Origin of the sequence: Streptomyces sp. NPDC005775 (assembly GCF_042871565.1) — a bacterium.
Lineage (GTDB): Bacteria > Actinomycetota > Actinomycetes > Streptomycetales > Streptomycetaceae > Streptomyces.
In genome coordinates, this window is sequence record NZ_JBIAIU010000004.1 from 643011 (window position 1) to 661530 (window position 18520).

General features: G+C 72.3%; 11 protein-coding genes. 6 read left to right on the forward strand and 5 right to left on the reverse strand.

From position 1 onward, the window contains the following. Positions 1-37 precede the first annotated feature (37 nt). Both ACFYPA_RS13300 and ACFYPA_RS13305 read left to right on the forward strand, forming a co-directional pair. Entirely contained in the window at positions 38-1765 is a 1728-nt protein-coding gene (locus tag ACFYPA_RS13300) for a glycoside hydrolase family 13 protein (RefSeq protein WP_389131650.1), read from the forward strand. After that, on the forward strand, positions 1750-2817 hold the full coding sequence (locus tag ACFYPA_RS13305; protein ID WP_359320638.1) for a LacI family DNA-binding transcriptional regulator: 1068 nt from the start codon (positions 1750-1752) through the stop codon (positions 2815-2817). The genes ACFYPA_RS13300 and ACFYPA_RS13305 overlap by 16 nt, the downstream gene beginning before the upstream one ends. Positions 2818-2924: 107 nt before the next feature. Here ACFYPA_RS13305 and ACFYPA_RS13310 read toward each other — a convergent pair whose 3' ends face one another. The 3 genes from ACFYPA_RS13310 to ACFYPA_RS13320 form a co-directional block, all read right to left on the reverse strand. Further along, positions 2925-3704: an alpha/beta fold hydrolase gene (locus ACFYPA_RS13310; protein WP_389131653.1), complete on the reverse strand. Its 780-nt coding sequence runs from the start codon at positions 3702-3704 to the stop codon at positions 2925-2927. Positions 3705-3863: 159 nt separating this feature from the next. Continuing rightward, positions 3864-4748, reverse strand: a complete 885-nt coding sequence (locus ACFYPA_RS13315; protein ID WP_389131656.1) for a hypothetical protein — start codon at positions 4746-4748, stop codon at positions 3864-3866. A gap of 55 nt (positions 4749-4803) precedes the next feature. Next, positions 4804-5400 (reverse strand): NAD(P)H-dependent oxidoreductase, encoded by a 597-nt coding sequence (locus ACFYPA_RS13320; RefSeq protein WP_359355492.1) that lies wholly within the window; start codon positions 5398-5400, stop codon positions 4804-4806. A 485-nt stretch (positions 5401-5885) separates the two neighbouring features. Between ACFYPA_RS13320 and ACFYPA_RS13325 the strand changes: the two genes are divergently transcribed. From ACFYPA_RS13325 to ACFYPA_RS13340, 4 genes are all read left to right on the forward strand, one after another. After that, positions 5886-7607: a carbohydrate-binding module family 20 domain-containing protein gene (locus ACFYPA_RS13325; RefSeq protein ID WP_359081153.1), complete on the forward strand. Its 1722-nt coding sequence runs from the start codon at positions 5886-5888 to the stop codon at positions 7605-7607. Positions 7608-7690: 83 nt separating this feature from the next. Further along, the gene (gene pulA / locus ACFYPA_RS13330) at positions 7691-13003 is read left to right on the forward strand and encodes a pullulanase-type alpha-1,6-glucosidase (RefSeq protein WP_389131660.1); all 5313 of its coding nucleotides are present in this window, start codon (positions 7691-7693) and stop codon (positions 13001-13003) included. A 192-nt stretch (positions 13004-13195) separates the two neighbouring features. After that, the gene (locus ACFYPA_RS13335) at positions 13196-15232 is read left to right on the forward strand and encodes an ATP-binding protein (RefSeq protein WP_389131663.1); all 2037 of its coding nucleotides are present in this window, start codon (positions 13196-13198) and stop codon (positions 15230-15232) included. 79 nt (positions 15233-15311) lie between these two features. Further along, a complete protein-coding gene (locus ACFYPA_RS13340; RefSeq protein ID WP_359081148.1) occupies positions 15312-15662 on the forward strand; it encodes an isomerase in 351 nt (116 codons plus the stop codon). Positions 15663-15666: 4 nt separating this feature from the next. Here ACFYPA_RS13340 and ACFYPA_RS13345 read toward each other — a convergent pair whose 3' ends face one another. Both ACFYPA_RS13345 and ACFYPA_RS13350 read right to left on the reverse strand, forming a co-directional pair. Then, positions 15667-16389: a TetR/AcrR family transcriptional regulator gene (locus ACFYPA_RS13345; RefSeq protein ID WP_359320654.1), complete on the reverse strand. Its 723-nt coding sequence runs from the start codon at positions 16387-16389 to the stop codon at positions 15667-15669. Between the two features lie 142 nt (positions 16390-16531). Further along, positions 16532-18481: a hypothetical protein gene (locus ACFYPA_RS13350; RefSeq protein WP_389131666.1), complete on the reverse strand. Its 1950-nt coding sequence runs from the start codon at positions 18479-18481 to the stop codon at positions 16532-16534. Positions 18482-18520: the final 39 nt, after the last annotated feature.

The following is an 18520-nucleotide window of genomic DNA, read 5'->3' on the forward strand; positions in this document are numbered from 1 at the left end:
CCGGCGCCACCCCCCACCCAGACACCCCAGGGACGACATGACCCAGCACCTCGCTGCCCCCTCCACCGGCACGTCCGACGAGGCCACGGGCCACCGCACCGGCTGGTGGCAGGACGCGGTGATCTACCAGGTCTATCCGCGCAGCTTCGCCGACGGCAACGGCGACGGCATGGGCGATCTCGCAGGCGTCACCGCCCGGCTCCCGTACCTCAAGGAGCTCGGCGTCGACGCGGTGTGGCTCAGCCCCTTCTACGCCTCCCCGCAGGCCGACGCGGGCTACGACGTCGCCGACTACCGGGCCATCGACCCCATGTTCGGCACCCTGCTGGACGCCGACGCACTGATCCGGGACGCCCACGACCTGGGCCTGCGGATCATCGTCGACCTGGTGCCCAACCACTCCTCCGACCAGCACGAGTGGTTCAAGCGCGCCCTCGCCGAAGGCCCCGGCTCCGCGCTGCGCGACCGCTACCACTTCCGCCCCGGCAAGGGTGCGAACGGCGAACTCCCGCCCAACGACTGGGAGTCCATCTTCGGCGGCCCGGCCTGGACCCGGACCACCGACGCGGACGGCACGCCCGGCGAGTGGTACCTCCACCTCTTCGCGCCCGAGCAGCCCGACTTCAACTGGGAACACCCGGCCGTCGCCGACGAGTTCCGCTCGATCCTGCGCTTCTGGCTCGACATGGGCGTCGACGGCTTCCGGGTCGACGTGGCGCACGGTCTCGTCAAGGCCGAGGGGCTGCCCGACCTGGGCGCGCACGACCAGTTGAAGCTGCTGGGCAACGATGTCATGCCCTTCTTCGACCAGGACGGCGTGCACGAGATCTACCGCAGCTGGCGCACCATCCTCGACGAGTACCCCGATGCGATGGGGCCCGAAGGGCCTTCCTCGGAGGGGCGGCGGCGGGCGACGGGTGGGCGCATCGCGGTGGCCGAGGCGTGGACCCCGACCGTCGAGCGCACCGCCAACTACGTACGCCCCGACGAGATGCACCAGGCGTTCAACTTCCAGTACCTGGCGACCGCCTGGGACGCCGCCGAGCTGCGTGCCGTCATCGACTCCTCGCTGAACGCCATGCGTCCGGTCGGCGCCCCCACCACCTGGGTGCTCTCCAACCACGACGTCACCCGGCACGCCACCCGCTTCGCCAACCCGGCCGGCCTCGGCACCCAGATCCGTACCGCGGGCGACCGCGAGCTGGGTCTGCGCCGGGCCCGTGCGGCCAGCCTGCTGATGCTGGCGCTGCCCGGATCGGCGTACGTCTACCAGGGCGAGGAGCTCGGCCTGCCCGACGTCACCGACCTGCCCGACGAGGCCCGTCAGGACCCGTCGTTCTTCCGCGCCGAGGGCCAGGACGGCTTCCGCGACGGCTGCCGGGTCCCGATCCCGTGGACCCGCGAGGGCAGCTCGTACGGCTTCGGCGGCGGTGGCAGCTGGCTGCCGCAGCCCGCCGGCTGGGGCGAGCTGAGCATCGAGGCGCAGACCGGCGCCCCCGGCTCCACCCTGGAGCTGTACCGGGCCGCGATCGCCGCCCGCCGGGTGCACCCCGGGCTCGGCGCCGGAACCGGGGTGGAGTGGCTGGACGCCCCCGAGGGCCTGCTGGTCTTCGCCCGTCCCGGCTTCGTCTGCACCGTGAACACCACGGGCGCCCCGGTGCGCATCCCCGTACGCGGCACCGTCCTGCTGTCCAGCACCCCGGTGGCAGCCGACGGCGCCGAGATCGAGCTGCCGGCGGACACCACGGTGTGGTGGACGGTGTGAGTGTTCCCCTGCCGCGAAGCCCCGGCACGGGCGGCGCGCTGCGACTGTCGGACATCGCCGGCCAGGCGTCCGTCAGCGAGGCGACCGTCAGCCGGGTGCTCAACGGCAAGCCGGGCGTCGCGGACACCACGCGTCAGCGGGTGCTCGCGGCGCTCGACATCCTCGGCTACGAACGCCCCGTCCGGCTGCGGCAGCGCAGTGCCGGGCTCATCGGACTGGTGACGCCCGAGCTCACCAACCCGATCTTCCCGGCGTTCGCGCAGTCCGTGGAGCAGGTCCTGGCGGGCCACGGCTACACCCCGGTGCTCTGCACCCAGCTGCCCGGCGGCGCCACCGAGGACGAGCTCGTCGAGCAGCTCGTCGAACGGGGCGTCGGCGGCATCGTGTTCCTCTCCGGACTGCACGCCGACACCTCGGCCGACCCGGCGCGCTACGCCGCGCTGACCGACCGCGGCGTGCCGTTCGTCCTGATCAACGGCTACAACGAGCGCATCAGCGCCCCGTTCGTCTCGCCCGACGACAACGCCGCCGTGCGGATGGCCGTGGGCCACCTCGCCGAACTCGGCCACCGCCGCGTCGGTCTGGCCATCGGACCGCAGCGCTACGTGCCCTCCCGCCGCAAGCGGGACGGGTTCGTGGACGCCGCGGTCTCGTTGCTGGGCCTGGACCGCGCCGATGCCGAGAACCTGGTCTGCTCCACGCTGTTCAGCGTCGAGGGCGGCCAGGTGGCGGCCGGAGCGCTGCTCGACCAGGGGTGCACCGGCATCGTCTGCGGCAGCGACCTGATGGCGCTCGGCGTGGTGCGCGCCGCCCGGGACCGCGGCCTCGACGTGCCGCGTGACGTGTCCGTGGTCGGCTTCGACGACTCGCAGCTCATCGCGTTCACCGACCCGCCGCTGACCACGGTGCGCCAGCCGGTGCAGGCGATGGCGGCGGCCGCGGTGGGCGCGCTGCTGGAGGAGATCGGCGGCAGTCCGGTGCAGCGCACGGAGTACGTGTTCCAGCCGGAGCTGGTGGTACGGGGGTCCACGGCGGCGCTCCGCAGCGCCTGAACGGGCGTGGGAGCGGGGCCGGGTCCGGAGGGGGGATCCGGCCCCGTTCCCCTCACCACCCCGGCCGGCGGCGCTCCCCTGTGACGAGGTGGGCGTCGGGCCGGGGTTCAGGCCGGCTGGTCACGCGTCAGCGCGGAGGCCGTCGTCCGGGCGAACGCGTCCGGGTTGTCCAGCATGATGTTGTGGCCGCAGTCCGGGACAGGGACCACACGCACACCGGCTCCGGTGAGTGCGCCGGCCCCGGCGGGCGCGCCGTCGGCCTGCGGGAACAGGAAGGTGCGGGGGATGCTCAGCCCCAGCAGCAGCTCCCGCACGGGGGGAGTGCCCCCACGGGTGAGGTGTACGGCGCTGCGGTGCAGTGCCTCCAGTCCGGCCAGGCGCATCGTGGACCACCAATGGGGCCCCGCCAGGTCGCGGATCCCCTGCCATCCGCCCGCCAGGAAGTCGGACTCGGACAGGGCGGCGATTCCGCTGCTCCCCTGAGCACCCCGGACCGGCGCCACGGGGTCGAGATTCGCGTCCACCAGGACCAGGCGCGAGACCAGCTGTGGGTGACGCGCCGCCAGGACGACGGCGACGGAACCACCCATGCTGTGCGCCACCAACTCCGCGTCGCCGACGCCCGCGCACGTCAGCGCTTCGGCCAGCGCGTCGGCATGCGATTCGAGGCGGTAGTCGAAGTCCGTCGGCCGGTCACTGATGCCGTGCCCCAGCATGTCGACGAGCAGGGACCTGCGGCCGGTGAGCAGCGGGTGGGCGGCGGCCTGGGCGAAGTAGGCGGGGGAGGTGGCACCGAGGCCGTGCAGATAGACGCGGGCCGGCTCCCGCCCGGGCAGCTCCACCCATCGGATCCGGTCCCCCGCGGCGGTTACTGCGGCATCGCGCACGCTTGGCTCTCCTTCGATCGCTACGGACTGGCAGGAGCTTACGAGACGGTGCGCGAAGCAGGCCGCCCTGCCGGTGGCCCGGCAGGGCGTCGGCCGGCGCAGGCGTCCATGGTCGACACCGCGAGGCCGCCGCCTTCCGCTCCGAGCGCCGGCGCCGCCTCAGTCCTGCCCGTCGCCCTCATCGAAGAGCCGTACGGTGCCGAGGATCTGGCGGATCATCGTGTCGGACACCTCGTCGGGCACCCCGTGCGCTCCGACATAGGTCCACGACACGAAGTCGCCCTCCGCGTTCTTGAAGGCGAACGTCACCGCCTTGCCGGCGCTGTCGCACTTGCCCTTCTTCGGCGTACCGGACGACGTGACGGTCACCAGGCTGCCCTCGATGCCCGACTTCGTACGGTACGACTCCGGTTCACCGATCGTCAGGCGCGAGCTGTCGGGCTGGGTGTAGCCGCCGTAGACCCAGTTCTTCGCGGTGTCCTCGGCGGCCTCCGCGGCGCTCTTCGAGCCCTTCTCCCCGGTGGTGCCCGTCGAGGCGAGCGGGGTGTCCTCCTCGTTGCCGTCCTTGTCGTCGTCGGAGGTGCACCACTTCTCCTTGAGGACCGCCGGGGCCATCATCGCGACCAGCGGTTTCTCCTCGGGGTCGTCGTCCTCGGCGACGTAGCTGACCCAGTCCGCGGACTGGCGCTCCCAGGAGGCGGGCACGTCGAACGTGATGCCGCGCTTGGCGTTGACCACCGTGTTCCAGCCGGGGACGAGGGGGCCCGAGCTGCCGTCGGCCGCCGACCGGGCCGTGCCGCCGGGGCTCGCCGGGGCGGATGCGGAGGACGTCGCGTCGGCCCGGTCCCTCCCGTCGCCCTTGCCGCCGTCGTCGCGGAGTACGAGGAAGCCCGTCACTCCGCAGGCCACGACGACGGCCGCGGACGCCGCCACGGCGGTGATCGCGGTGCGGCTCCAGCGGCTGCGGGGCGGTTCCGGCGCCGAACTGACGTAGGTGTCCTGAGAGTTCGGCTGCCCGGGGGGCGACTGCTGTCCTTGCCACATGGGCGGTGAGTCTAATCCGGCCTCGTCAGACGCGGTGCGGAGCCCTCGGCGCACGTCAGGCCAGCAGTGCGCGGGCGTGCTCACGGGCCTCGCGCAGCCAGGACGCACGGGTCTCGTCGGAGGAGTCGGTGACCGTCCGGAAGACGACGCGGCGGACGTCGGTGATTCCCACGTACGGCAGGACACATGCCGACCAGATCCGGTCCAGCGGATCACCGAACTCGTCCGCCTCGCGCTCGGCGGGAGTGTCGGAGGTGTTCAGTACGAGCGCCCGGCCGGCCTTCAGCAGTGCCTGCGGCTTCCCGTCCGACGTACCCAGCTTGTAGGCGACGCCGGGCACCATCACGCGCTGCACCCACCCGGTCAGGACGGCGGGCGGCATGCCCCACCAGTTGGGGTGGACGAACACCATGGCGTCGAGCGTGGCCACCTCCGCCCGGTGCGCGGCCAGTTGCGCGTCCGGGGCGTCGGCGGCGGACCGGACCGTCTCCGTCTCGTCGGCGGTCAGCCCGGGGGCGAACCCCTCCGCGCAGAGATCGTGTGCCAGCACCTCGCCGCCCCGGTCGCGGAGCTCGCGCACCACGGCGTCGAACACCGCGTGGTTGAAGCTGCCGGGCCGCGGATGGGCGAGGTAGACCCCGGTACGCACCATGCCAGTTCCCCCAAAGACGTCAGCCGCGGGGGTGCGGAGCAGCCCCCGCTCGGTGCCCATCATGACGGGTGAGGTGTCGCCGGGGGACCGGGCCCCCGCACGCACACGAGGGGCACCGGGAGTCGACCCGGACGGGTCGGCGGGGAGTGTGACCCCCTGGTGCCCCTCTTGTACGTGACCGGCCCGGCCGGCCGGGCGCGTGGGGCCCGGGGTATCGGGACCCTCGGCCGACCGGACCGGAGTCGGGAGAAACGTAACAGCGCTGCAATGTCTTGCGTAAGACCTTGCAGGGAGAAATCTCCAGTGTTTCGCGGATGTGAGCAGCTCGTGTCCAAAGGGTTGACCGCCACCGGACGGGCTCGTACCGTCTCCCCGCAGCAAGGTTTGCATTCTTGCAGCAAGAAGATTCAGGAGCCTTGAGGGCAGGGCGCGTTGCCGTAAGGGCTGCACCGTCACCCGCATTTCCCCCACAGCAGGAGGAAAACATGGCCAGCAGACCCCTGTCTGCCGCGCTCGCCCTGATAGCGGGCGCCGCCGCCCTCGTGGTCCCCGCCACGAACGCGCAGGCGTCCGCCCCGGGCACCAAGGACGTCACCGCCGTCCTGTTCGAGTGGAAGTTCGACTCCGTCGCCAAGGCGTGTACGGACACCCTCGGTCCGGCCGGCTACGGCTTCGTACAGGTCTCGCCGCCCCAGGAGCACATCCAGGGCGGGCAGTGGTGGACCTCGTACCAGCCGGTCAGCTACAAGATCGCCGGGCGGCTCGGCGACCGCACCTCGTTCGCCCACATGGTCAGCACCTGCCACAGCGCGGGCGTCAAGGTCGTGGCCGACTCGGTCATCAACCACATGTCGTCGGGTTCCGGCACGGGCACCGGCGGGTCCTCGTACAGCAAGTACGACTACCCGGGCCTCTACTCGGTCAACGACATGAACGACTGCCAGTCGAACATCAACAACTACGGCGACCGCGGCAACGTGCAGAACTGCGAGCTCGTGGGCCTCGCCGACCTCGACACCGGTGAGGACTACGTCCGCGGCAAGATCGCCGGATACCTCAACGACCTGCTGTCGCTCGGCGTCGACGGCTTCCGCATCGACGCGGCCAAGCACATGCCCGCCGGCGACCTCGCCAACATCAAGTCCCGGCTGAGCAACTCCGGCGTCTACTGGAAGCAGGAGGCGATCTACGGAGCCGGCGAGGCCGTCTCGCCCGACGAGTACGCCGGCACCGGCGACGTCCAGGAGTTCCGCTACGCCCGCAGCCTCAAGCAGGTCTTCAACAACGAGAACCTCGCCAACCTGAAGAACTTCGGCGAGGGCTGGGGCTTCATGTCCTCCTCGAAGGCCGCGGTCTTCGTCGACAACCACGACACCGAGCGCAACGGCGAGACGCTGAACTACAAGAGCGGCGCCAGTTACACGCTCGCCAGCGTCTTCATGCTGGCCTGGCCCTACGGCTCGCCCGACGTCCACTCGGGCTACGAGTGGTCCGACAAGGACGCCGGCCCGCCGAGCGGCGGCACCGTGAACGCCTGCTACAGCGACGGCTGGAAGTGCCAGCACGCCTGGCGCGAGATCTCCTCCATGGTCGGCTTCCGCAACACCGCGCGCGGTGAGTCCGTCACCAACTGGTGGGACAACGGCGGCGACCAGATCGCCTTCGGCCGCGGCTCCAAGGCGTACGTCGCGATCAACCACGAGGGCTCCTCGCTGACGCGTACGTTCCAGACCTCGCTGCCCGCCGGCGACTACTGCGACATCCAGTCCGGCAACGGCGTCACGGTCAACGGCTCCGGCCAGTTCACCGCCACGCTCGGCGCCAACACCGCCCTCGCCCTCCAGACGGGCGCCCGCACCTGCTCCGGCGGCGGCACCGACCCGACGGACCCGACCGAGCCCGGTACGGGCACGTCCGGCGCCTCCTTCGGCGTCAACGCCACCACGCAGATGGGCCAGAACATCTACGTCACCGGCAACCAGTCCGCCCTCGGCAACTGGAACCCCGCCGGCGCGCCGAAGCTGGACCCGGCCACGTACCCCGTCTGGAAGCTCGACGTGAGCCTCCCCGCCGGTACGACGTTCGAGTACAAGTACGTCCGCAAGGACGCGAGCGGCAACGTGACCTGGGAGAGCGGTGCGAACCGCACGGCCACGGTGCCGTCCTCCGGCAAGGTCACGCTGACCGCCGACGTCTGGCGCAGCTGACTTCACCCCCGCCGGGTGCCGCGCCGGGTCCTCCGGCGCGGCACCCGGCGCACCCTCGCCCCTCATTCAAGGAGACCCCGCCCGTGTCCCGTTCCACCCTGAGACGGGGAGCAGTCGCCGCGTTGTGCACGGCGCTGCTCCCGCTCGTCCCGGCGGCCTCCGCGTCCGCCGCACCCCGGCCGCCGAGCCCGCCGTCGGACGCCAAGCTGGCAGCCCAGCCCGCACGCCAGGACCTGACCCGCGAGCAGTTCTACTTCGTCATGCCCGACCGCTTCGCCAACGGCGACCGGGGCAACGACCGGGGCGGGCTGACCGGTTCGCGGCTGGAGACCGGGTACGACCCCACCGACAAGGGGTTCTACCAGGGCGGCGACCTCAAGGGGATGACCGACCGGCTCGACTACATCAAGGATCTCGGCACCACCGCCATCTGGCTCGCCCCGATCTTCAAGAACCGGCCCGTCCAGGGCACCGGCAAGGACGCCTCGGCCGGCTACCACGGCTACTGGATCACCGACTTCACCCAGGTCGACCCGCACTTCGGCACCAACGCGGACCTGACGAAGCTGATAGCCCAGGCCCACCGCAAGGGCATGAAGGTCTTCTTCGACGTCATCACCAACCACACCGCCGACACCGTCGACTACGCCGAGAAGACCTACGGCTACAAGCCCAAGGGCGCCTACCCGTACCTCGACCGGAACGGCCGGCCCTTCGACGACGCCGCGGGCATGGCGAAGGCGGACGCCGACTCCTTCCCGTACAAGCCGGTCACCACCGGCGGCAAGACGCCGTCCTGGCTCAACGACCCGACGATGTACCACAACCGCGGCGACTCGACCTATGCCGGCGAGTCCACCACGTACGGCGACTTCTCCGGGCTCGACGACCTGTGGACCGAGCGGCCCGAGGTCGTCTCCGGCATGGAGAAGATCTACGAGAAGTGGGTCCGCGACTTCGACATCGACGGGTTCCGGATCGACACCGTCAAACACGTCGACATGGACTTCTGGACCCAGTGGGCGACCGCGCTCGACACCTACGCGGCCAGGCACGGCCGCAAGGACTTCTTCATGTTCGGCGAGGTCTACTCCGCCGACACCGCGATCACCTCGCCCTACGTCACGCAGGGCCGTCTGGACGCGACGCTCGACTTCCCCTTCCAGGAAGCGGCCCGCCAGTACGCCTCCCAGGGCGCCCCGGCCTCGAAGCTCGCCGCCGTCTTCGGCGACGACTACCGGTACACCACCGACAAGGCCAACGCCTACGAGCAGGTGACCTTCCTCGGCAACCACGACATGGGCCGCATCGGGACGTTCCTCAAGCAGGACAACCCGAAGGCCGACGACGCGGAGCTGGTCAAGCGCGCCGGACTCGCCAACGAGCTGATGTTCCTCAGCCGTGGCAACCCCGTCGTCTACTACGGCGACGAACAGGGCTTCACGGGCGCCGGCGGCGACAAGGACGCCCGGCAGACCATGTTCGCCTCGAAGACCGCGGACTACCTCGACGACGACGAGCTGGGCACCGACCGCACGCACGCCTCCGACGCGTACGACACGAACCACCCGCTCTACCGGTCCATCGCCGCGCTCTCCGAGCTGACCGCGAAGAACCCGGCGCTGCGCGACGGCGTGCAGACCGAGCGGTACGCGGAGGGCTCCGTCTACGCCTTCTCCCGTACGGACGCCGAGCGCGGCCACGAGTACGTCGTCGCCACCAACAACGGCACCGGGGCGAAGACCGTCGAGCTGGCCACCGAGTCCGCCCGCGTGGACTTCCGTACGCTGTACGGCGGTTCCGGCACCGTCCGCAGCGGCGCCGACAAGAAGATCACCGTCACCGTCCCGGCGCTGTCCAGCGTCGTGCTGCGCGCCGCGAAGACCCTGGCCGCCCCCGCCGCCAAGCCCTCGATCACGCTGAAGGCTCCGGCCGCCGGCGCCACCGGCACCGTCGAGCTCATCGCCGACGTCGACGGCGGCTCGCTCAACCGGGTCGTCTTCGCCGCCCAGACCGGCAACGGCAAGTGGACCACCCTCGGCACCGCCGACCACGCCCCGTACAAGGTCACCCAGACCATCGGTGACACGACCGCCGCCGGAACACCGCTGCGCTACAAGGCCGTTGTGGTCGACCGCACCGGACGCACCGCGAGCGCGCTCGCCTCGTCGGCCGCCGGACAGGCGCCCGCCCCGGCGAAGCCCGTCGCCGTCGAACGCGACTACGCCGTCGTCCACTACCGGCGCGCCGACGGCGACTACGACGGATGGCAGGCCAGGTCCGGCGACACCACCGCCGCCTTCGCCGGCCGGGACGCCTACGGCGCCTTCGCCTGGATCAAGGTGCCCGAGGGGGCCTCAGCGGTCCCGTACACCGTCGGGAAGGCCGGCACCGCCGACGGGCCCGAGCGCACCGTCGACCTCGCGAGGACCGGACAGGTCTGGATCGAGCAGGGCAAGGACGGCCAGGCCGACACAGCCCCCGACGGCGCCTACCCCGCACAGGACACCACCAAGGCCGTCCTGCACTACTACCGGGCCGACGGCGACTACGACGGCTGGGGCCTGCACACCTGGACCGGCGCCAAGGAACCCACCGACTGGTCCAAGCCGCTCCAGCCGGTGAAGAAGGACGCCTCGGGCCTCACCTACGAGGTCCCGCTCGCCGACGGGGCCACCGCGCTCAGCTACATCCTGCACCGCGGCGACGAGAAGGACCTGCCCAGCGACCAGTCGCTGGACCTGGCCACCTACGGCCACGAGGTCTGGATGCTCGGTGGCACGGCCGGCTACCTGCTGCCGCAGACCGGCGGCGTCCCCACCCCCGACCTCACCAAGGCCGAGGCGCAGTGGATCGACTCCGACACCGTCGTCTGGAAGGTGAAGGCCACCGGCGCCACCAGCCAGCAGCTCGTGTACGCATCGAGCGGCGGCATCTCCGTCGTCGACGGCGCCCTGACCGACGAAGGCCAGTGGCTGCGGCTCAATCCGTCCGCGCTGACCGACGCGCAGAAGGCGAAGTACCCGCACCTGGGGGACTACCCGGCCTTCACCGTCGACGCCCGTGACCGGGACAGGGTCCGCGAGGCCCTGCGCGGCCAGCTGATCGCCACCCAGCGCGCCGCCAACGGCGCCCTGCTCGCCGCGACCGGCGTCCAGAGCGCCGGAGTGCTCGACGACCTCTACGGGACGAGGGCCGGCAGCGCCTCGCTCGGCCCCGTCTTCCGTCATGGCCGTCCCACCCTGTCCGTCTGGGCACCCACCGCCCGTACCGTCTCCCTCGAACTCGGCGGGAAGACGGTCCCGATGCGGCGCGACGACCGCACCGGCGTCTGGTCCGTCACCGGGCAGAAGGGCTGGAACGGCAAGCCCTACCGGTACGTCGTGAACGTCTGGGCGCCGACCGTCCAGAAGCTGGTCACCAACAAGGTCACCGACCCCTACTCCACCGCCCTGACCAATGACTCCGCCCGCAGCCTCGTGGTCGACCTCGACGACCGCGAGCTTGCGCCCAAGGGCTGGAGCACCTTGGCGAAGCCCGCCGCCGTGCCGCTGCGCGACGCCCGGATCCAGGAGCTCCAGATCCGGGACTTCTCGATCGCGGATCCCACGTCGAAGCACCCCGGTGAGTACCTCGCCTTCACCGACACCCGCTCGGACGGGATGAAGCACCTCAAGGAACTCGCCGGCTCCGGCACCAACTACGTCCACCTGCTGCCCGCCTTCGACATCGGCACCATCCCCGAGAAGAAGGAGGACCAGCAGAAGCCGGCCTGCGACCTGTCCGTCTACGCCCCCGACTCCGAGGAGCAGCAGGCCTGCGTAACGAAGGCGGCCGCGAAGGACGCCTTCAACTGGGGCTACGACCCGCTGCACTACACCGTCCCCGAGGGCTCCTACGCCTCCGACCCCGACGGCACGAAGCGCACGGTCGAGTTCCGGCAGATGGTGCAGGGCCTCAACGGCGCAGGACTGCGGACCGTCATGGACGTCGTCTACAACCACACCGTCGCCTCCGGCCAGGACGACAAGTCCGTACTCGACCGCATCGTGCCCGGCTACTACCAGCGGCTCCTGGAGGACGGCACCGTCGCCACCTCCACCTGCTGCGCCAACACCGCGCCCGAGAACACCATGATGGGCAAGCTCGTCGTGGACTCGATCGTCACCTGGGCCAAGGAGTACAAGGTCGACGGCTTCCGCTTCGACCTGATGGGACACCACCCCAAGGCCAACATCCTGGCGGTCCGCGAGGCGCTCGACGCCCTGACGACCGCCAAGGACGGCGTCGACGGCAAGAAGATCATCCTGTACGGCGAGGGCTGGAACTTCGGCGAGATCGCCGACGACGCCCGCTTCGTCCAGGCCACCCAGAAGAACATGGCCGGCACCGGCATCGCCACCTTCTCCGACCGGGCCCGCGACGCCGTGCGCGGCGGCTCCCCGTTCGACGAGGACCCCGGCGTGCAGGGCTTCGCCACCGGCCTCTACACCGACCCCAACACCTCCACCCACAACGGCACCGAGGCCGAGCAGAAGGCCCGGCTGCTCCACTACCAGGACCTGATCAAGGTCGGACTCACCGGAAACCTCGCCGACTACACCTTCACCGACACCTCCGGCATCACGGTCAAGGGCTCGGGCGTCGACTACAACGGAGCCCCGGCCGGATACGCCGCCGCCCCCGGTGACGCCCTGGCGTACTCCGACGCCCACGACAACGAGACCCTGTACGACGCGCTCGCCTTCAAGCTCCCGGCGGGCACCTCGGCAGCCGACCGGGCCCGCATGCAGGTCCTCGCCATGGCGACGGCCGCCCTCTCGCAGGGCCCCTCGCTCTCCCAGGCCGGCACGGACCTGCTGCGCTCCAAGTCGCTGGACCGCAACTCCTTCGACAGCGGCGACTGGTTCAACGCCCTGCACTGGGACTGCCGCGCGGGCAACGGCTTCGGCCGCGGACTGCCGCCCGCCGCGGACAACGAGGCCAAGTGGCCCTACGCCAAGCCCCTGCTCGCCAACGCGGCGATCAGCCCCGGCTGCGCGCAGATCGACGGCGCCTCGTCCGCGTACCAGGACCTGCTCACCATCCGTGCCACGGAGAAGGACTTCGACCTCTCCACCGCCGGCCAGGTGCAGTCCACGCTCTCCTTCCCGCTCTCCGGCGAGGACGAGACGCCCGGCGTGATCACCATGCGCCTCGGCAGGCTGGTCGTCGTCCTCAACGCGGCACCCGGCACCACCACCCAGAAGGTCACCGCCCTGGCCGGGAAGGACTACGCCCTGCACCCCGTTCAGGCAGCGGGCGCGGATCTTACCGTCAAGCGCTCCACGTACGAGCGGAGTTCGGGAAGCTTCACCGTTCCGGGTCGTACGGTGGCGGTGTTCTCGCTGCGCTGACCCGCATCAGGACTACCCTGTGGGCAGCCGCCGGGGAGAACCGCAGCACCACACTCCCGGGCGCGCCCTCCCACTCCACCCGGCCGGTCCCGGCCCCCCTTTCCCGTACGCACCGGCTTGGATCGCCTGCCGGTGCCGTACGGGCCGGAGGGGGCCGGGGCCGGCCGATCCACCTGGTCAGCGACGGTGACGATGGCGAGCAGCATTCCCGAGGAGACCACGAGCTTCGTCGGACGGAAGGCGGAACTCGACCGGATCGAACACGCCCTCGCGAGCGGCCGGCTGACCACCCTCACCGGCACCGGCGGAGTCGGCAAGACCCGGCTCGCCGTCCGGGCGGCCGGACGCGCCGACCGCGCCTACCGCGACGGGGTCCACTGGGCCGACCTCGCCCCGCTCCACGACGACGAACTCCTCCTGGCCACCGTCTCCGACGCCCTCGGACTGAGCGACCACACCCTGCGGATGCCCACCGACGTGCTGTGCGAATGGCTCGCCGACAAACAGCTCCTGCTCGTCCTGGACTCCTGCGAACACCTGCGCCCCGCCTGCGCGCACCTCCTCGGCGAGATCCTCACGACCTCGCCCGGACTCACCGTCCTCGCCACCAGCAGACAGCCCCTGGCCATCAAGGGCGAACGGGTCATCGGCGTGGAACCGCTGCCCGTCGACGGTACGGCCGACGCCCTCACCCTGTTCCGCGAGCGCGCGGCCGCGGCCGCCCCCCGCGCCGCACTCGACGACCCCGCCACCGTCGCGGCCGCCACCGAGATCTGCCGGCGCCTCGAAGGCATCCCCCTCGCCATCGAACTCGCCGCCGCGGGCATCGGACGCCAGAGCGCCCAGGAGATCGCCGGCCGGCTCGGCACCCGCCTCGACGTGTTCGCCGACGCCACACTCCGGCCGCCGCGCCACCGCACCCTGCGCACCACCATCGGCTGGTCCCACGAACTGTGCACCCCACTGGAACGGCTGCTCTGGGCCCGGCTCGCCGTGCTGCGCGGCGACTTCGACGAGGACACGGCGATCGCTGTCTGCGCCGGAGGCCCGCTCACCGCGGACGCGGTCCCCGCGGCCCTGCGCGCCCTGGTCGCCAAGTCGGTCGTCTCCCGCGACGGCGAACGCCACCGCATGCTGGACACGCTGCGCGAGTACGGCCGGATGTGGCTCGCCGAACTCGGCGAGGAACGTGCCGCCACCGACCGGCACGCGGCCTGCTTCCTCCGACTGGCCCGCCGCGCCCACGCGGGGTGGACCGGCGACGACCAGATCCACTGGTACCACCGCATCGCCGAATCGCACGCCGACCTGTGCGCCGCCCTCGACCACCTCCTCGCCCACGACACCGCGGCCGCCCAGGAGATGGCCGGCCGCATCGGCTTCTTCTGGTGCTGCTGCGGCCACCTCCCGCAGACCCGGGCCTACGCCCAGCGCGCCCTGGACGCCGGCCCCGCCGCCGGCCCCCACCGCACCCGCGCCCTGTGGGTGCTCGGCATCTGCGTGCTGCTCCAGGGCGACTACCCGGCCGCCGAGCGGATCGGCGAGGAGTGCGTCCGCGCGGCGGCCGACGACGGCACCGACGAAGGACTCCTCGCCGCCGCCTATCTGCGCGGGCTCACCCACCTGATGACCGGCGACCCGGAGAAGGGACTGCGCGAGGCCGAACGGGTCCTGCGCACCACGGGGGCCGGCACGCCGCTCGAATCCGCCTACCGGCTGCGCTGCCACCTGATCACCGTCTTCGCCCTCACCGGCCTCGGCCGCCTGGACGAGGCCGCCGAGGCAGCGGCCGTCCTGCGTGCGGCCTGCCAGGCGCGGGACGAGTGCTGGGCCCTGAGCTACGCCGACTACCAACTCGCCCTCATCGCCCTGCTCCAGGACCGCGCCGACGCCGCCGCCGCGCACGCCCGGTCCATGCTCGCCGGCAAGCGCAGGCTCCGGGACAGCTTCGGCATCGCGCTGGGCCTGGACATCCTGGCCGCCGCGATCGCCGCCCAGGGCGAGGGTGCGATCGCCGCCCGGGTGTACGGCACGGGGCAGGTCTACTGGCGGATGGTCGGCCACCCCCAGCGCGGCACCCCGGAACTGGGCCCGCTGCGCGAGGCCTGCGAACGCCGGGCCCGCGAGGCCGTGGGCGACGACGCCTACCGGCGCGCCTTCGAACAGGGCCGCTCCGACAGCGCGGAGGCGGGCCTCATCCAGGCCCTCCAAAGCGGACTGCTCACATAGTGAATCCCGCTTGTGCGCCCTCCCCGGCGGGGGAAGGGTGGGGGCGACCGCTGTCCCGCGCACCCTCCAGGAGACCGCCATGCCGCAGATCACCGTCGACTACTCCGCCGAACTCGACGACACCTTCGACCGCACCGGCTTCGCGGGCGCGCTGCACCCGCTGATCGCCGAGACGGTCACCACGAAGATCGCCGCCTGCAAGACCCGCTTCCGCCGGGTCGAGGAGACCGTGGTGGCGGACGCCCCGAGCGGTGACGCGCTCGTGCACGTCGACATCTCGCTGCTGGCCGGCCGCACGCCCGAGGTCAGGGCCCGTCTCACCGAGTCCGTACTGGAGCTGCTGGCGGGCCACATCCGGCAGGCCCCCGGGCTGACCCTGCACCTCTCGGTCGAGGCGCACGACCTCGACCCCTCCTACCGCAAGATCTGAGGCACTAACCCAGCCGCTGCGGGGGCACGGCCGGCACGGCGGGCGCCAGTGAGGAGAGCCGCACCAGCAGGTCTCCGAACGGCCCGTCCGCCGGCTCCTGCGCGAGGACCCGCAGCACGACGCCCGCCATCTCCTCGTTGTACGCCGCGCTCACGGCGGCCAGCGCGGCGAAGTCGTGCACGAGCTGCAACTCCAGCTCCGCACGCGGGATCTCCCGCCCGTCCAGCCACATCAGGGCCGTCGACTCGGCGAGCGAGACCCAGGACCTGACGACCAGCTCCAGCCGGGCCGGGGGCTCCTCGACACCCAGATGGGCCAGGATCTGCTCGCAGGCCGCCCGGCGCACCCCGTCGATCATCGCGTTCGCCGTCGAGGAACCCACCGCCGGCCCGCCCCGCATCAGCGCCGCGAACCCGGGGCCATGGTCGTCGACGAAGTCGAAGAACCGCCCCATCACCCGCAACAGCCGCGCCCCCAGGGGCCCTTCACGCGGCTCCAGGAACCGGGCCGCCAAGTCGTCGGCCGCCCGCCGCAGCGCCGCCTCGTACAGGCTCTGCTTGCCGGGGAAGTAGTGGTAGACCAGCGGCCGGGAGATCCCCGCGGCAGCGGCGATCTCGTCGATCGACACCTCGTCCGGGGGCCGGTGACTGAACAACTCCAGCGCGACACCGATCAACTGCTGCCTGCGCTCCTCGACGCCCATCCTGCGCCGCACCCCGGTCGTCATGAGGAACAGGGTACCGACCCGGCTGCCACCGCTCCGGGGTGGGCGTACGGACCTCGTCGCAGGCCAAGGGGGCGGCGACGGCGCAGTCGGCTCGGTGCGTGGTCGAGGTGACGGGGGTTGGGTGCTCGACCTCATCCGGCGCTCAGCCCAGAGCCCCGACCCGGCTGCCGTCCGCCAGCCGCCCGTTCAGCCGCGCCCGGTCGCCCGCCCCGGCCCGCACCGCCAGCAGCCGCCCCCGCACCTGGCCCGTCACCCCGCCGGACGCGGAAAGAGACGCGAACTGCGCGCTGCCCGCCGCGAGTACGTACCACCGCCCGCCGGGCGACTTCCACAACACGCCCGCCAGCACCTGCGGGGCGCGCGTCCCGCACTCCGGCGCGTCCTCGGCACGCGCCACGACCACGCCTGGCGGCCGGCTCCCCGGTGGACGCCCGGACGGGGCCTGGAACTGGGCGAGGACCCTGCTCCCCGTGCCCCGCCAGGTCTCCGCCCGGGTGCACAGCCACTGGGCCGTGCCGTTCCCCTCGGGCAGGGGCTGACGCGCGTACACCCATGAGTTCACCGTGCGCACCCCGTGCGCGCGCACGGCCGTCAGCTGACAGGCGGTCCGGGCCCAGCTCGCGTACTCCGCGCGGCCCGAGACGTCGTGCGGCCGCGCGGGCGGGCCCGAGGTCAGCCGGGCCGGGGCGAGCTCGCCGAGATCCGTCACCAGCCGCACCGCCGCTTCGTCGGCCAGTTCGACGGCGTCCCAGGACCGGCAGCCGGGCGCGGTCGCCGCGCTGGTCAGGGCGTCCGTCACCCCGTCGGGGGAGCGGTGCAGCGCGCGCGGCGCCCGGCCCGGCGCGAGCAGGTCCCGCACCCGCACCTTCCGCACCCAGGGAGCCGTCAGATAGCGGACCGCCCCCCGCGCCCGTTCCACCACCAGGGCACCCGCCGACGCCGCGTCCGCCCCGTCGACCCGGGCGAAGTCGAGCGCCGCGCCCTCCGACGGATCGGCGTCACGGGGCTCCGCGTACCGCACGACACGCAGCCCGTCGTGGAACAGCACCACCGCCGACGCGCCCACCTCTCCCGCGAACAACAGTTGCGGCGCCCCCATCGGCGGTCCCACCGGCGTGCCCGGTGTCGCCGACGTCCGCACGCCGCCGCCCGGCCGGGCCCACACCCGCAGCGCCCGTCGCAGCAGCCGGGTGTCCTCGGTGCGATCCCCGCGGGTGGGCCAGGCGGTGAAGTCGGTACGCGGCGAGCGCTGCCAGAACGTCATCGGCACCCTGCGCACCGCCCCCGGGTCCAGGGCCTCCTCGGCGGCCGGATTGCGCGCGTACAGGGGCGCGGACAGGGCGCCACGGCCCCAGCCCTCGCCCGGCAGACCCAGCAGCGCCCCGCACACCAGCAGAGCGGCGACACCGGCCAGCGCCGCCCGGAGATATCTGCGGCGGCGCGGCAGATCGGGCGGGCGCGCCTGGAGCGAGCACGGATCGAACTCGACGGACGCCAGCAGCGCGTAGGGGGCCGACACCCCGTCCGCCTCCATCAGCGCCGCATGCGGATCGGCCACCCCCGCGTCGGACAGCACCCGCCGCACCTCGCCGTCCGCCAGCCCCTCCAGGCCGCGCAGGACGAACGCGGCCCGCGCCGCACCGCTGACCGCGGACAGCCTCTGCTCCAGGGCGAGTTCGCCGGCGCCGCCGGAGTGCGGGAACAGCCGCAGCCCCCAGGTCAGCGGAAGGGCGGGCGGGAACTGGGCGCGTCGGGGCCGGTGGCGCAGGCGCAGTGGCCGCCCCGCCGCCAGCGCGCCCCGCAGCACCTGCCGCCGCACGTACGCGTAACCCGGATCGGCCACCTCCGTGCGACCGGGGCGGCGTGGCAGCGGAACGGCGTCGCCGTCCGCGGGCCCGGCCCTGCGCGCCGCCTGCAGGGACCGCTGGGCCAGGGCATGGGCCGTGAGAACGCGCCGGTCACGGCTCAGCGAGTGCGGCAGGACGAGATAGCCGAGCCGGGCCAGCCGCGGGTAGTGCTCGACGAGCGCGGCCCCGGACTGCCCCGCATCGGACCGGGCGACGGCTGACGGTACCTCTGGCAGTGGACGCACGTTCAGCAGAACGAGCGAATCGTGCGATGGTCACCCCGG

Bases quoted from the DNA above. Each gene is read 5' to 3' on its own strand.
- ACFYPA_RS13320 (WP_359355492.1), bottom strand. From the start codon at position 5,400: ATGGTGCGTACCGGGGTCTACCTCGCCCATCCGCGGCCCGGCAGCTTC.
- ACFYPA_RS13300 (WP_389131650.1), top strand. From the start codon at position 38: ATGACCCAGCACCTCGCTGCCCCCTCCACCGGCACGTCCGACGAGGCC.
- ACFYPA_RS13340 (WP_359081148.1), top strand. From the start codon at position 15,312: ATGCCGCAGATCACCGTCGACTACTCCGCCGAACTCGACGACACCTTC.
- ACFYPA_RS13345 (WP_359320654.1), bottom strand. From the start codon at position 16,389: ATGACGACCGGGGTGCGGCGCAGGATGGGCGTCGAGGAGCGCAGGCAG.
- ACFYPA_RS13325 (WP_359081153.1), top strand. From the start codon at position 5,886: ATGGCCAGCAGACCCCTGTCTGCCGCGCTCGCCCTGATAGCGGGCGCC.
- ACFYPA_RS13315 (WP_389131656.1), bottom strand. From the start codon at position 4,748: ATGTGGCAAGGACAGCAGTCGCCCCCCGGGCAGCCGAACTCTCAGGAC.
- ACFYPA_RS13335 (WP_389131663.1), top strand. From the start codon at position 13,196: ATGGCGAGCAGCATTCCCGAGGAGACCACGAGCTTCGTCGGACGGAAG.